The sequence below is a fragment of the Flavobacterium sp. 2 genome (assembly GCF_049949195.1).
In the GTDB taxonomy this organism is placed as follows: Bacteria; Bacteroidota; Bacteroidia; order Flavobacteriales; family Flavobacteriaceae; genus Flavobacterium.
On sequence record NZ_CP188206.1, the window covers coordinates 3266975 to 3281053 of the forward strand.

At 32.9% G+C, this 14079-nt stretch carries 11 protein-coding genes; all 11 read right to left on the minus strand.

The window, feature by feature from the left end; translation table 11 throughout:
• Nucleotides 1-290 precede the first annotated feature (290 nt).
• On the minus strand, nucleotides 291-1934 hold the full coding sequence (gene pgi, locus ACNFIH_RS13955) for a glucose-6-phosphate isomerase (protein WP_426483614.1): 1644 nt from the start codon (nucleotides 1932-1934) through the stop codon (nucleotides 291-293).
• 137 nt (nucleotides 1935-2071) lie between these two features.
• A complete protein-coding gene (locus tag ACNFIH_RS13960; protein WP_426483615.1) occupies nucleotides 2072-2734 on the minus strand; it encodes a hypothetical protein in 663 nt (220 codons plus the stop codon).
• 45 nt (nucleotides 2735-2779) lie between these two features.
• Entirely contained in the window at nucleotides 2780-3208 is a 429-nt protein-coding gene (locus ACNFIH_RS13965; protein ID WP_426483616.1) for a hypothetical protein, read from the minus strand.
• 8 nt (nucleotides 3209-3216) lie between these two features.
• The gene (locus tag ACNFIH_RS13970) at nucleotides 3217-3837 is read right to left on the minus strand and encodes a hypothetical protein (RefSeq protein ID WP_426483617.1); all 621 of its coding nucleotides are present in this window, start codon (nucleotides 3835-3837) and stop codon (nucleotides 3217-3219) included.
• A 31-nt stretch (nucleotides 3838-3868) separates the two neighbouring features.
• Nucleotides 3869-5089 (minus strand): peptidoglycan DD-metalloendopeptidase family protein, encoded by a 1221-nt coding sequence (locus tag ACNFIH_RS13975; RefSeq protein ID WP_426483618.1) that lies wholly within the window; start codon nucleotides 5087-5089, stop codon nucleotides 3869-3871.
• Between the two features lie 33 nt (nucleotides 5090-5122).
• Entirely contained in the window at nucleotides 5123-6055 is a 933-nt protein-coding gene (locus tag ACNFIH_RS13980) for a tryptophan 2,3-dioxygenase family protein (RefSeq protein WP_426483619.1), read from the minus strand.
• Entirely contained in the window at nucleotides 6055-6825 is a 771-nt protein-coding gene (locus tag ACNFIH_RS13985; protein ID WP_426483620.1) for a DUF3108 domain-containing protein, read from the minus strand. Before ACNFIH_RS13985 ends, ACNFIH_RS13980 begins: the two co-directional genes overlap by 1 nt.
• A gap of 293 nt (nucleotides 6826-7118) precedes the next feature.
• Nucleotides 7119-8279 (minus strand): 4-hydroxyphenylpyruvate dioxygenase, encoded by a 1161-nt coding sequence (hppD, locus tag ACNFIH_RS13990; protein WP_142451496.1) that lies wholly within the window; start codon nucleotides 8277-8279, stop codon nucleotides 7119-7121.
• A gap of 179 nt (nucleotides 8280-8458) precedes the next feature.
• Nucleotides 8459-9616 carry a homogentisate 1,2-dioxygenase gene (locus tag ACNFIH_RS13995; protein ID WP_426483621.1) on the minus strand — a complete coding sequence of 386 codons (1158 nt, stop codon included), beginning with the start codon at nucleotides 9614-9616 and terminating at the stop codon, nucleotides 8459-8461.
• Between the two features lie 316 nt (nucleotides 9617-9932).
• Entirely contained in the window at nucleotides 9933-12215 is a 2283-nt protein-coding gene (locus ACNFIH_RS14000) for a patatin-like phospholipase family protein (protein ID WP_426483622.1), read from the minus strand.
• 9 nt (nucleotides 12216-12224) lie between these two features.
• Complete coding sequence (gene uvrC / locus ACNFIH_RS14005) at nucleotides 12225-14018, minus strand: excinuclease ABC subunit UvrC (protein ID WP_035653045.1); 1794 nt, start codon at nucleotides 14016-14018, stop codon at nucleotides 12225-12227.
• Nucleotides 14019-14079: the final 61 nt, after the last annotated feature.

Genomic DNA, 14079 nt, shown 5'->3' on the forward strand with positions numbered 1-14079 from the left:
TGGCAAAATTATAACAATAAAATCAGATAATGTTATCAAAATGTTAAGAAAAATTAGTTTTACGTTTTCTGTTGCGCATTAAAATGATTTTTTCTTTTTTTATTAAATTAAATAACGTTTTTGTAAATTTTATCTACCGTATTTTGTTAAAATGGTAATAATTTCAACAGCACTGTAGCGGTAAACTTTCAAATAAGTGTTTTTTGAAGGGTGTAATACTTGTTTTTGTATGAAAAAACGCCTTAATTTTAAGTAAATTAAGGCGTTTCAGTTTGTTGTAAATTTGTGATTTATTTATTCTTCAAAAAGTGATTTAGTAAAAATGTTGTCGAGCTGTCGTGAGCCTTAACAGTTTTAGAATTTATTTCATCCAGAATTGAATTTGCCAATTGTTTTCCTAATTCAACTCCCCATTGATCAAAACTGAAAATGTTCCAGATAATTCCCTGAACGAAAATTTTGTGTTCATATAATACAATTAACGAACCTAAACTTTTTGGCGTTAACTTTTCAATCAAAATTGTGTTTGTTGGTTTGTTTCCGGTAAATACTTTGAAAGGCAATAAGTAAGAAGCTTTTTCTGCAGAAAGTCCTTGTTTGTCAAATTCTGCCTGAACTTGTGCCGGAGTTTTTCCATTCATTAAAGCTTCTGTCTGAGCGAAAAAGTTTGACATTAATTTATCGTGGTGATCTTCGTTTCCGTAAAGTGGTTTTACAAATCCGATGAAATCAGTTGGGATTCTTTTTGTTCCCTGGTGAATTAATTGGAAAAATGCATGTTGCGAGTTTGTTCCTGGTTCTCCCCAGATAATTGTTCCAGTTTGATAATTTACAGGTTTTCCATCACGACCAACACTTTTCCCATTACTTTCCATAGTTGCTTGCTGTAAATATGGAGCCAATTTTGATAAATATTGTGTGTACGGAATCAAAGCTTCACTTTCGGCACCATAAAAATTATTGTACCAAACGCTTAATAAAGCTAAAATTACTGGAATGTTTTCGTCAAATTCTGCCGATTTGAAATGGTTATCCATATCATGAGCTCCAACTAATAATTGGTTGTAATTATCAAAACCAATTGCCAAAGCAATACTTAAACCAACAGCACTCCAAAGAGAAAATCTTCCTCCAACCCAGTCCCACATCGGGAAAACGTTGTCTGGATTAATTCCGAATTCTGTTACTTTCTGGATGTTTGTAGAAACTGCAACGAAATGTTTTGCAATATCTTCCTGAGAAGCCGATTTCAAAAACCATTCTTTAATAGTTTCCGAATTTGAAAGCGTTTCCTGAGTGGTAAAGGTTTTAGAAACAATTAAAAATAAAGTTGTTTCAGGATTTAATTTTTTGATTATTTCGTTTACGTGATCGCCGTCAACATTTGAAACGAAATGTAAATTCAAGTGATTTTTGTAGAATTGTAAAGCTTCAACTGCCATAACTGGTCCAAGATCTGAACCTCCAATTCCAATATTCACAACGTCTGTAAAAGCTTTTCCTGTAAAACCTTTTCTTTCTCCCGAAATTACTTCGTTTGTAAAATTTTTGATTTTATTTTTTACTTCATAAACTTCCGGAATTACATTTTCTCCGTCAACATTAATTACTGCCGATTCCGGAGCGCGTAAAGCCGTGTGTAAAACAGCGCGATTTTCTGTTTTGTTGATTAATTCTCCTCTAAAATAATCAGCAATTGCGTTTTTTAATCCAATAGAATTTGCCAATTCTAATAAAAGTGAAATTGTTTCCTGACTGATATTGTTTTTAGAATAATCAACTAAAAAGTCATTCCATTGCAAGTTGAATTTTTCAGCACGTGCATTATCTTGCTGAAATAATTCTTGTATCGTAGTTTCGTGAATTGCGTTATAGTGGTTTTGCAGATTTTTCCACGCCTCAGTCCCAGTAGGGTTTGTTGTGTTTAAAGCCATTTTTATTTTATTATGTGGTTTGTTTTTTTTAGAAACACAAAAATACTGAAATAACTTTTAAAAGGGTAACGGTTCACGATTATATAACAATTAGTTACGAAAACGTTTTATGAATGTTATTTGAAAATGGACAGTTTTTAAAATTTTTCTGAGGTCAGGATTTTGATTAAAAGTGCCAAAGGAAAAATTATCGTTCCAAGAATAAAAATAGTTTTTCCGTGTTTTCGATCGTCCTCATTATAAGAATAAATACGTTCGCCGTTTGGTAATGTTTTTTTAGAAGTCCAAAGAAGATATCCAATAATAATTCCAAGGAAACCACCTAAAAGAGAAAATATATAACCAACAGTAATCCAGGATTTTTGAGGTTCTTCTGGTTTTGCTAAAATTTGTAAACGCTCTTTTTTTAAAGAAGCAAGCATTTCAGAATCAATATTTTTGCCTCGTTCGATTAAGAGTTTTTGAGCCAATTTGTAATCAAAAACATTCCATTCGTCCGATTTTAAAAGAACATCGTATAATTCTTCATCCGAAAAACTTAAAAGGTAATAATCTTTGTCAACTTCATTTAGAATGCTTTCAGTGTCTTTTTCCAAAATAGCTTCGGCTTTTGCAAAATCAGCTGGGTCAATTTTTATTTCGTATTGATTTTGTAAAGTACTTCCTGAAAAAGTAATATCAACTGGAGCAATATTATCGGCTAAAACAGATTTAATATTATTTCTGTCCAATAATATTTCAAGTTCTTTGGCTTGGATGCGTGTTGGGAAATTCTTAAAAGTGATAAAATGTTCAGTCATTATTTGGGGTTGGTTTTTAATGTTTTTTATTTTATTCTTAAAAGTTTAATTTTCACAGAAGCAAAAGATTTCATGTGTAGATTTCTTTCTTGCAATATCATACCTATCGGTTTTTATAATTTCAAAATCGGTGTTATTTATTTCATTATAATCTGGGAACCAATTTGGTTTTAGCTCGTCGTATTTTTTTATTTTTTGTTGAAATGAAAATAGAGGAACTTTTGTACTGTTGAAGAATAAGGAGTCGTAACTCTTATTATTAGAGTAGTTGAATTTTACAAAGTTGCAAGAGCCAAGGTGAGAACCACTTTTTAGATTGTAAGAATCCGATTTGATGATATTTGGGAACCAACCCGTTAATCTCAAATTAGTTTCTGTTTTATAATCATTATATGTGTCAAAACTAATTTCAAACGGTTTATTTTGACATGAAATAAAAGCAATAAGGAGGGAATATTTTAGCAGTTTTTTCATAAATCAGATTACCAAACCTTCCACCAAGGTTTTTTATTTACTTCAATAGTTTTCTTTTCGGTATCAATTTCAATTCTTTTTGGTGATTCCATTTTAATTTTAGAATCATCAAAAAAGAATTCACCATTATCACTCATTCCAATTGGAGATTTGGTTCTTTCCTTCCAATTTTCGGTTTGCAATTCCGGAATTAAGGCAGCGTCAATTTTTTCGCGAAAGCGTTTTTGTGCTTTTTCTATAATTTCTTCTTCCAGATTTGAAGAGGAGTTTTTGAAAAGTGAAATTGAATTGTCAGGAATGTTCAAAAGAAAAACCTGAGTTTTATCTCCGATTTTATAAATATCCAAAACTTTAAAATAAGTAATTGTGTCCAAAAGAAAATGACCAATTTTTGCTGAATCAGGATTGAATTTCGATAAATCTTTGGGATGAGAGCTTGCAATTAAATATCTGAAATTTCCAGAAAGGCCTCCGCCAAGAGAAGTCATATCAGTAAAACCTCTTTCCTGAATTATCTGTCCGACTTTGTAATTCGAAATTAAGTTTTCAGAGAGATTGGTGTCTCTATAAAATAATTTTAAACCTGAAAAAGTTTCATTGTAAATCGCCTTAAGCCGAGCGTTTTTCATGTTTTTTCTATTTAAAAGTCAATTTTGAATTTTATAAATTTCCAATACTATCCAATTCTCTTTTTAAAGGTTCGATTTGTTTTGCAAAACGGGTTTTATCATTTCCAGTCAGAGATTCTCCGGTTGGTAAATTCAAACGAAGCGCATCAACCTGAACACCGTTTTTCCAGAAACGATAACAAACGTGAGGTCCAGAAGCTAAACCGGTACTTCCTACTAATCCAATAGTTTGTCCTTGAGTAACGCGCTGACCACGACGAACCAAGATTTTAGACATATGTAAATATTGAGTAGAGTAGGTTCCGTTGTGTTTTACTTTTACGAAATTTCCGTTTCCTGCTGTATATCCGGTTGCTTCAACAACTCCAGATGCAGTTGTAGAAATTGGAGTTCCGGTTGGAGCGGCATAATCGGTTCCTTTGTGCGCTTTCCAGGTATGCTGCACAGGATGGAATCTGTTCATTGTAAATCTCGAAGTGATTCGGCTGAATTTGATTGGTGTTTTTAGAAAGAAATTTTTAAGTGTTCTTCCTTGATCGTCATAATATTCGATTTTTCCTGAAAGCGTATCTTTTTCAAAAGGGAAAGCATAAACGATTTTACCTTTATATTCAAAAAATGCAGCCTCAAGTTCTTCAACTCCGTCGTATGTTTTTCCGTTGATAAATCTTTCGGTGAAAATTAATCCGTAGCGATCACCTTTTTTAAGTTTGAAGAAGTCAATTGACCATGAAAATACTTTTGTAATTCTGCTGGCAAGTGCTGTTTCGACACTTTCATTTCCTAAAGTTTCTGAAAGAGAACTTTTTAAAACGCCACCAATAATTTTTCTTTTTAAGGTTACTGGTTTTATTTTTTTATAAGCTTTTGCAATACTGTCTCTTAAGTCAATAACATAGTATGTTAGTGCATCTGGCTGATAAATAAAAACCTGAAGATTGTTTGTTTTGTTTTTTGAACGAAGTAATGTAAAAGGTTTGCCATAACGAATAGTTCTGACATTAAAAGAGTCTTTAACTTGCTCCACTATGTCGAATACTTTTTTGTCGCCAATATTCTGACTTTGAAAAATGGATCCAAAAGAATCTCCTTTTGAAATGGTATCATTTACAACATTATAGTCTGCGTAATTAAACCCGAATTCTATTTTTTTGGTTTTAGGTTTGGTAATTTTGTTTTCAACTATTTCCTCTTTTTTATTACATGAGAAAACAGAAAACAAGACTATTAAAATTACGACTGCTCTTTTCAAACTTTTTAAATTTTTCTGGGAAACTAAAATATTCTATTCATTTCCCCAATTGCACAATTCTTCTTCGGTCCACAATTTAGGAAAAAAGATGCGTCTTTGGTATTTTGGATGCATATATTTTTGCCAGTCACTTCCTCCGGTCGCTTCTCCATTGCCTTTTCCACTTTCCAAAATATATTTTCTGGCAGTATTAAGATGCTGCATTACCCAGGTAATATTTACCGTTTTGTCATAATGTCGCATTGCGGCAATTAGTTCTGTATTTTGTTGATCTTCAATAGGAAGCTGTGTGAATTTTTGCCAAATATTTTTCGTTTTAAACGATGACATTTGTCTTAAAAACTGCTCTTTGTATTTTTTCTCAAACTCATTAAGCAAGTATGATTTTTCTCCAGTTTGATAATCTTTTCCAGCTGCTTGCCAATACAAATGTTCGAAACTGGTTTCTAAATCTGTATTTTCGTCAAAGTTAGCTTTGTATCTTCTGTCTGTTAAATTGATAACATCAGTCGATGCAAATTCGATCATTCTATATTGTGCACTTTGGAAACCACTTGCTGGAGTAAGTGTATTTCTGAATTTCATGTATTGATCTACATCCATTCCGTTTTCCATAATGCTGAACGAATTGGTAAGCATGTCAAAATAACGTGTGATTCTTGAAAGTCTTTCGCTGAAAAAATCAACCTGAATATTTTCTGTTTCAGCAATTTGATCAATTTCCCACAAAATCATTTTAAAGATTAATTCATTGACTTGATGGTACATAATGAAAACCATTTCGTCAGGAAGTGTGGTGCGTTGTATTTGTAAATTTAAAAGGGCGTCTGTTTGAATATAATCCCAATATGTAATTGGTTTTGACCAAAGCAATCCTTCTAACTGAACCTCAGTTTTTTGATTTATAGCTTGGAATTTTTGATCAATTTCTTTTAAAATTGATTCTGAATGATCAGTAAGGTTCATTATTTTTTTGCTTTAAATGGATTTTTTAATCCTTTATATTCATCAAGATCTGCTTTGAGTGATCCCACGGCAAGATCTGCTTTAATTCTAATAGGAACTTTGTTGTCGTCGTCTGTAATCCAGAGTGTTAGACTTTCTTCTTCTTTGAAAACCCTTCCTTTCTGTACAGATGGTCTAAAAACCATCGTAGAAACGGTGCCAAATTTAGTTGTAATATCTTGACGACCTATATATTTTAACTTAAATTTTGTGATTTCATCATCAAAAAACATGTCAATTGTAATGGCTTCTCCTGATTTTAATTTATCAATATTTGGATGGTTTCTTAAGTAGTAAAATGAAGAAACAATATCTTGTACATTATCAGTAGTTACAATGGTTTTTTCAGATTTTCGTTTGTAATCTTTTACCAAAACTCTGTTTTCTGCCTGATTAAAAAAACCTTCCTGATTTTTGGTATAACCGCCTTCATCAATTTTTCTCACATAACGATATGGACTTCCGGTTTCTCTGTCAAAATAGCTTTCGTATAAATCTTCGACTTTAAAGAAAAATTTAGACATACCAGTTGTGTAACCTTTACCCACTGCATGAAAAACTTTTTTATTATTTATTGTGGCGTCTTTAATTTCGAGTGTAGCGTATCCGGCGTTTATGATTCCGTAATGAATTCTGAATTTAAAAAACTCTCCCGTATCGAAAGCGTCTTCTTTTTGTGTATCAAAACTAAAGGCTGTGAGGATGAATATAGTGAGGATTAATTTTTTCATAGTACTGTTTTACAAATATTTATGAGGATAATTGCAAATTCTATTCCAAATGTACCAAAACAAAAAAACTCAGTCAAGTAATGACTGAGTTTTTATGCTATTAACTAACCAAAAAACTATAAATTATGAAATTTATATCAATCCAAAAGGAAACCACCCCTTTTGTTTTGCGAGTGCAAAGATAGATAGAAAGTTCAAAAAAGAAATAGCAAAAGGCAAGTTTAACATAACATTTGCATAAAAATCAACGTTTTACAGAGAATTTTTCTGCATAATGTAAAAAATCAGCGTTTTTATAATGTTCCTCTCAATTCTTGTTCTCTTTCAATCGACTCAAAAAGGGCTTTAAAGTTCCCTGCGCCGAATCCTTTTGCTCCCATTCTTTGAATAATTTCGAAGAAAAGAGTAGGTCGGTCCTGAACAGGCTTCGTAAAAATTTGTAATAAGTAACCATCTTCATCGGCATCAACCATGATAGCTAACTTTTCAATTTCATTAATATCTTCTTTCATCATATCCATATGAACGCCCAATCTTTCTGGGATTGCTTGGTAATAGGTATGAGGAGGAGCTGACAAAAATTCAACACCACGTGCTCTTAATTGTGATACTGTTTTAATGATATCATCTGTAGCAATCGCAATATGCTGAATTCCAGGCCCGCCATAGAAATCTAAATATTCTTCAATTTGAGATTTTTTCTTTCCTTCGGCTGGTTCGTTGATTGGGAATTTTATTCTTCCGTTTCCGTTTGACATTACTTTACTCATCAAAGCAGAATATTCTGTGGTAATTTGTTTGTCATCAAAAGATAAGAAATTCACAAATCCCATAACGTCTTCGTAGAATTTTACCCAAGTATTCATTTCATTCCAACCCACATTTCCAACCATGTGGTCAATATACTTTAATCCTGTTGGTTCTGGATTGTAATCTGATTTCCATTCTTTATAACCTGGCAAGAAAACTCCATTGTAGTTTTTTCTTTCTACGAAAATGTGAACGGTTTCTCCGTAAGTGTAAATTCCAGAACGAATCACCTGACCAAATTCATCTTCTTCAACAGTTGGTTCCATAAAAGAACGAGCGCCACGTTTCATTGTTTCTTCGTAAGATTTTGTAGCATCTTCAACCCAAAGTGCCGCCACTTTTACTCCGTCACCGTGTTTTTTCAAATGTTCGTTGATTGGAGAATCAGCTGTTAAAGGCGTTGTCAAAACAATTCTGATTTTGTCTTGCTTCAAAACATATGATGCTCTGTCTTTTACACCAGTTTCTAATCCGGCATAAGCCAATGACTGGTATCCGAAAGCTGTTTTATAATAATGTGCCGATTGTTTAGCATTCCCAACATAGAATTCTACATAATCTGTTCCTAATAAAGGAAGGAAATCTTGTGCTCCTTCAAATATTTTTTCTAATCCGTATTCTACTGATTTAACTTCTTTTGACATAATGTTTATTTGTTTAATCGGTTAATCGTTTAATTGATTTTCCGAAATGTTGTGTTTAGATTTTTTAACCGCAAAGTGCGCAAAGGCAATCGCAATCCCGATAGCTATCGGGAGCAAAGTAATTATAGCGATCTTTGCGCAAAATCCTTGCGAACTTTGCGGTTAGATCAAGACTATAATTATTCAGTCCAAGATTTATAATATTGTCCGTCATCAAGACCCATAGCTTCTTCAGTAACCATTAAAGGTCTGAAAGTATCAACCATTACAGCTAATTCCTGAGTTTCTTTGTGACCAATACTGCGTTCCATTGCACCTGGTGCCGGACCGTGTGGAATTCCTTTTGGATGTAAAGTGATATGACCTTGCTCAATATTATTACGGCTCATAAAATCGCCATCAACATAATAAAGAACTTCGTCAGAATCTATATTGCTGTGATTATATGGCGCCGGAATTGCTTTCGGATGATAATCGTAAAGTCTTGGGCAGAATGAACAAACGACAAAAGTTGCCGTTTCAAAAGTTTGATGTACCGGAGGCGGTTGGTGAACACGTCCCGTTATAGGTTCGAAATTGTGAATTGAAAATCCGTATGGGAAATTATATCCGTCCCAGCCCACAACGTCAAAAGGATGTGTGGCATAAACCACTTCGTGTAGCATGCCTTCTTTTTTGATCTTAATTAAAAAATCACCTTTTTCGTCGCGTGTTTCCAATTCATTTGGCAAAATAAAATCACGCTCACAAAATGGAGAATGTTCTAAATGCTGACCTGATTGGTTTTTATATCGTTTTGGAGTATAAAATGGAGAATATGATTCTACATAAAATAGACGATTATCTTCTGTTTCAAAATCAATTTGATAAATAATACCACGCGGAATAATCAAATAATCACCATATTCAAAAGGAATATTTCCTAACATGGTTCTTAATTTTCCTTTTCCTCTATGGATGAAAAGCATTTCATCGGCATCGGCATTTTTGTAGAAATAATTTCGAAGCGATTCTTTCGGCGCAGCTAAACCAATGATACAATCTTTGTTGACTAACATTGCTTTTCGGCTATCCAAAAAGTCATTTTCAGGTTTTAATTCAAAACCTTTAAAAAGTAATGATTTTATATTTTTTCCGATTGCAATTTTTGGCTCAACCGAATAAGAATTTAAAATTTCTTTAACCTGCGTTGGTCTGTGAACATGATAGGATAAAGACGAATGTCCGTGAAAACCTTCGGTTCCAAATAATTGTTCGTAGTAAAAACCTCCGTTTGGTTTTTCGAATTGGGTGTGTCTCTTTTGAGGAAAATCTCCAAGTTTATGATATAATGGCATGGCTTTTTCAATTAGATAATTTGTGAATTAGATAATTAGAAAATATGAATTGCAGAGTTAATAATCAGTTCAATTTTTTAATTGACCAATTATTTCAATTCGATAGAGCCATTATTCAGGATTTCTCTTGATAAGGAATTGAAGATACTCTAATAAACCTGTCCAATTTGTTTTCATTATAACAAATGTCGTAATTTTTGACGAGTAAAATTAAAAATTATATTATTTATAACACTAATTATTTTGATTTTTTTGATATAATTTTTTGATAACAAAAAAATACCTCAAATTTATTGAACAATTCCTGATTCAATTCTTAAAATAAAAAGCCAATGCTAAACCATGTATAGCTTTTTGACATTTCTGGCGACCACGATTGTTTGATTTCAATTGGACCAATAATAGTTTCTAAACCATAACCAAAAGCGTAACCAGAATATTTCGGCATAGAGATCCAGTCAACTGTTGTGAAAATATCGTCACCCAGATTGGCAAAATTGGCTGAAAAATTCAGGTGGTTTTTTTTGATGATTTCGTAATCAAGCGTAATATCTGTTTTTATATAACTATTGCCAGAGATACTCAGGAAATCATAACCATAGAAATAATTAAAATTGTTGATTTTATTATAACCGTAACCTCCTAAAATATAATCGAAGTAAGGAACACTATCGCTTCCTATATTAAATCCGGCATCGGCACCAATTTTAACAGTTGCTCTTCTAAATAATGTTTTTGCAAATGCGATTTCGGCCTTTGCCATAGAAAACGGTTTAAAAGTATTGGTGTAATCAGAAGAAGCCAAATAGGTTTGTATGTCGCTTGAGAAATATAAACCAGAACGGGGAAAAGTTTTTTTGTCAAAAGAGTCGTATTTTAAGTATCCAAAAACACTCATGTAATTACTTTTATCAATAATGTTTCCTTCATTTGCCAATGTTGGCGAATTGATTTTTAAATATTTATATTCTAAACCACCACCCATCAAAAATTTCTGAACAAAAATAGTCTGAAAATAAGCCTGATTGGTAAGATCAAAAAAATCAACATTAATAAGGTTTACGTTTGGATTTGATTGCTCAAGTCGGCTTATGCTTGTTGTAACATTTCGGTTAAATTGATTTAATCTTGAACGAAATCCAAAACTGATATTAAATCCGTTTTCGATATAATAATTAAAATCATACCTGAAATTATCTCCTAAAATAATATCTAAGGAAGTAACGTCATTTTTTAGGAATGTTTTTTTGTGCGTTAGATTTAATAAGATGGCACTTTTGTAAAGCCCGTCATAATGTAAACCAAGTTTTAGATACGTTTGGGTTGGATTTTCTTTTAAAACAAGATCCAAATTGTCACCGTTTTTATCTCCCGGTTGCAGGCAATATGAAATTGTACTAAAGTTTTGAGTGGCGTCCAAATTGTTCATTCCGGTTTTTAAATCATCGTATGTGATGGTACTTCCGGGTTTGAAACGTAGTTTCCCGTTAATATATTCTTTGGTATAATTATCTAGTTTATCGACATTAATTTTTTCTATTTCTAAAGTATCACTGCTGACTTTAAGTTTTGGCTTTTTATAAAAAGTTTCTTCCGTTACTAATGTTTTGATTTTTTCGTAAACAGCAAAAGTAGCTTCTTCACCTTTTCTGATGATCTCTTCGCCACGGTCAAATGAAATTACGCCAAAATCGCGAATATCCGGTTTTATATAAATATCGGTTTCTTTTCTTTTGGTTTTCATTTTCTCAATCGACTGCAGATTGGTAATCTGAACTAAAATTCGGGTTGCATTTTTCAGTCCTTTTCTTGTCTGTAAATCATCTTGTACATCAACGCCAATAATGATGTCGGCACCGAGATTACGTACTTCCTGAATCGGATAATTGTTTGCTACACCACCATCGACCAAAAGTTTTCCGTCAATTTCAACTGGTGTAAATAACGAAGGAAAAGCAGCACTAGCCATCATAGCCTGAACCAGATTACCTTTGTTAAGTAACACTTCTTCACCAGTTTCAATATTTGTTCCAATACACAAAAATGGAGTTGGCAATTTATTGAAATCACGAACATGGCGCACATTTCTGGTCAAGCTGCTTAAAAGATTGTAATTATACATTCCTTTTGAAAGCGCTTCTGGAATTCCAATTTTGAAATTACTGAAAGGCAAAGTAATGGCATATAATTCGTCATTTTTTTTGCCGTAAAAATTTTTAGAAGAACGCGGAATATAATCGTTGATCAATTCGTCAAAATTTGTTTTTTTGAAAATCGAATCAATTTGCGATGCATTATAGCCAGTGGCATAAAGTCCGCCAATTACAGATCCCATGCTAGTTCCTCCAATATAATCGATTTTGATACCGGCTTCTTCCAAAACTTTTAGAACACCAATATGTGCAAATCCTTTTGCGCCGCCGCCACTTAAAACTAAACCAATTTTTGGTCTTTTAACGCTGTCTTGTTTTATGTCCTGCGAAAATGATTTCTCCGGAAGAAGAAACAATATAAAAAGTACGACTGCAACGTTCCAGATTGAATTGGAAAAAAAACCTTTCGACAGAGTATGTGAAATGAACACTTTTTTTAAGTACATAAAAAGCAGCTAGTTGGTTTTGTAAAAGTCGACAATTTTTTTGGCTTTTGAAACTCCAATTACATCTGAAATTTCTTTTTCGGATGCTAATTTTAATCTTTTAACACTTTTAAAATGCTGAATCAAAGTCAGCATTGTTTTTTCGCCAATTCCTGGAATACTTTCAACCGAAGAATTCAGCGCTGCTTTGCTTCGTTTGTCGCGGTGAAATGTGATTCCAAATCGGTGCGCCTCGTTACGCAATTGCTGAATCACTTTTAGCGTTTCCGATTTTTTGTCCAGATATAGCGGAATCGAATCGCCGGGATAAAAAAGTTCTTCAAGACGTTTTGCAATTCCAATTATTGCAATTTTTCCTCGTAAACCTAATTCATCAATACTTTTTAATGCAGCTGATAATTGTCCTTTTCCACCATCAATAATAATTAATTGCGGCAAAGGTTCATTTTCTTCTAGCAATCTTTTATAGCGACGGCCTACAATTTCAGTCATCGAAGCAAAATCATCAGGACCTTCAACGGTTTTCACATTAAAATGGCGATAATCTTTTTTGCTAGGTTTTCCGTCTTTAAAAACTACGCAGGCCGCAACCGGATTTGTTCCCTGAATATTCGAGTTATCAAAACATTCAATATGGCGCGGCTCAACCGGAAGACGCAAATCTTTTTGCATTTGCGCCATAATTCGGTTGGTATGTCGATCTGGATCTACAATTTGCAATTGTTTTAATTGTTCAATTCGATAGAATTTGGCATTTCGAATCGACAAATCCAAAATCTGTTTTTTATCACCAAGCTGCGGAACAGTTGTTTTGATGTTTTCTCCCAAATCAATTTCAAACGGAACAATAATTTCTTTTGATAATAATTGAAAACGTTCACGAAGTTCAACGATTGCTAATTCTAATAATTCTTCGTCAGTTTCGTCTAGTTTTTTCTTCATTTCCAAAGTATGCGAACGAATAATAGAACCATGCGAAATCTGCAGAAAGTTTACAAAAGCAGCACTTTCGTCAGAAACAATGGAGAAAACGTCAATATTTGTAATCTTCGGATTGATGATAGTAGATTTGGATTGATAGTTCTCCAAAACTTCAATTTTTTCTTTAATTTTTTGCGCTTCTTCAAATTGCAGGTTTTGCGCATAATTATTCATCAATTTCTTGAAATCCTTTAAACTTTCTTTGAAGTTTCCTTTCAAAATTTCACGAATTGCATCAACTTGTCTTTGGTATTCTTCCAAAGGTTCTAAACCTTCGCACGGACCTTTGCAATTGCCAATATGATATTCCAGACAAACTTTGAATTTTCCGGAATCAATATTGGATTTACTTAAATCATAATTGCAGGTTCTCAGTGGATATAATTCTTTGATTAATTCCAAAATCGTGTGAACTGTTTTGAAATTGGTGTAAGGACCAAAATATTCAGAACCGTCTTTTACCATTCTTCGGGTAGAAAAAATTCTCGAAAAAGGTTCTTTTTTTATACAAATCCAAGGATAACTTTTGTCATCGCGAAGTAGTACGTTATATCGTGGCTGAAGTGTTTTGATTAAATTGTTTTCCAATAAAAGTGCGTCGGTTTCTGTTGGAACGACGATATGTTTTATGGTCACAATTTTTTTGACCAAAACATTCGTTTTAGCCGTATCATGGATTTTATTGAAATAGGAGGAAACCCTTTTTTTTAAGTTTTTGGCTTTTCCAACATATAAAATCTTTCCGTCTTTATCATAATATTGATATACGCCAGGATTGTCTGGCAAGGTTAGAATTTGAAGATCTAAGGACGGTTTTTGCATTCTTTTTTGTTTCTGAAGAGAGATGACAAGCAGTTTCAAAAATCATTCCGATTTATCAAAA

Excerpts from the sequence above, each read along its gene's own strand:
- hppD (WP_142451496.1), bottom strand. The coding sequence starts at position 8,279 with ATGTCAAAAGAAGTTAAATCAGTAGAATACGGATTAGAAAAAATATTT.
- ACNFIH_RS13970 (WP_426483617.1), bottom strand. The coding sequence starts at position 3,837 with ATGAAAAACGCTCGGCTTAAGGCGATTTACAATGAAACTTTTTCAGGT.
- uvrC (WP_035653045.1), bottom strand. The coding sequence starts at position 14,018 with ATGCAAAAACCGTCCTTAGATCTTCAAATTCTAACCTTGCCAGACAAT.
- pgi (WP_426483614.1), bottom strand. The coding sequence starts at position 1,934 with ATGGCTTTAAACACAACAAACCCTACTGGGACTGAGGCGTGGAAAAAT.
- ACNFIH_RS14000 (WP_426483622.1), bottom strand. The coding sequence starts at position 12,215 with ATGTACTTAAAAAAAGTGTTCATTTCACATACTCTGTCGAAAGGTTTT.
- ACNFIH_RS13995 (WP_426483621.1), bottom strand. The coding sequence starts at position 9,616 with ATGCCATTATATCATAAACTTGGAGATTTTCCTCAAAAGAGACACACC.
- ACNFIH_RS13980 (WP_426483619.1), bottom strand. The coding sequence starts at position 6,055 with ATGAACCTTACTGATCATTCAGAATCAATTTTAAAAGAAATTGATCAA.
- ACNFIH_RS13985 (WP_426483620.1), bottom strand. The coding sequence starts at position 6,825 with ATGAAAAAATTAATCCTCACTATATTCATCCTCACAGCCTTTAGTTTT.
- ACNFIH_RS13960 (WP_426483615.1), bottom strand. The coding sequence starts at position 2,734 with ATGACTGAACATTTTATCACTTTTAAGAATTTCCCAACACGCATCCAA.
- ACNFIH_RS13965 (WP_426483616.1), bottom strand. The coding sequence starts at position 3,208 with ATGAAAAAACTGCTAAAATATTCCCTCCTTATTGCTTTTATTTCATGT.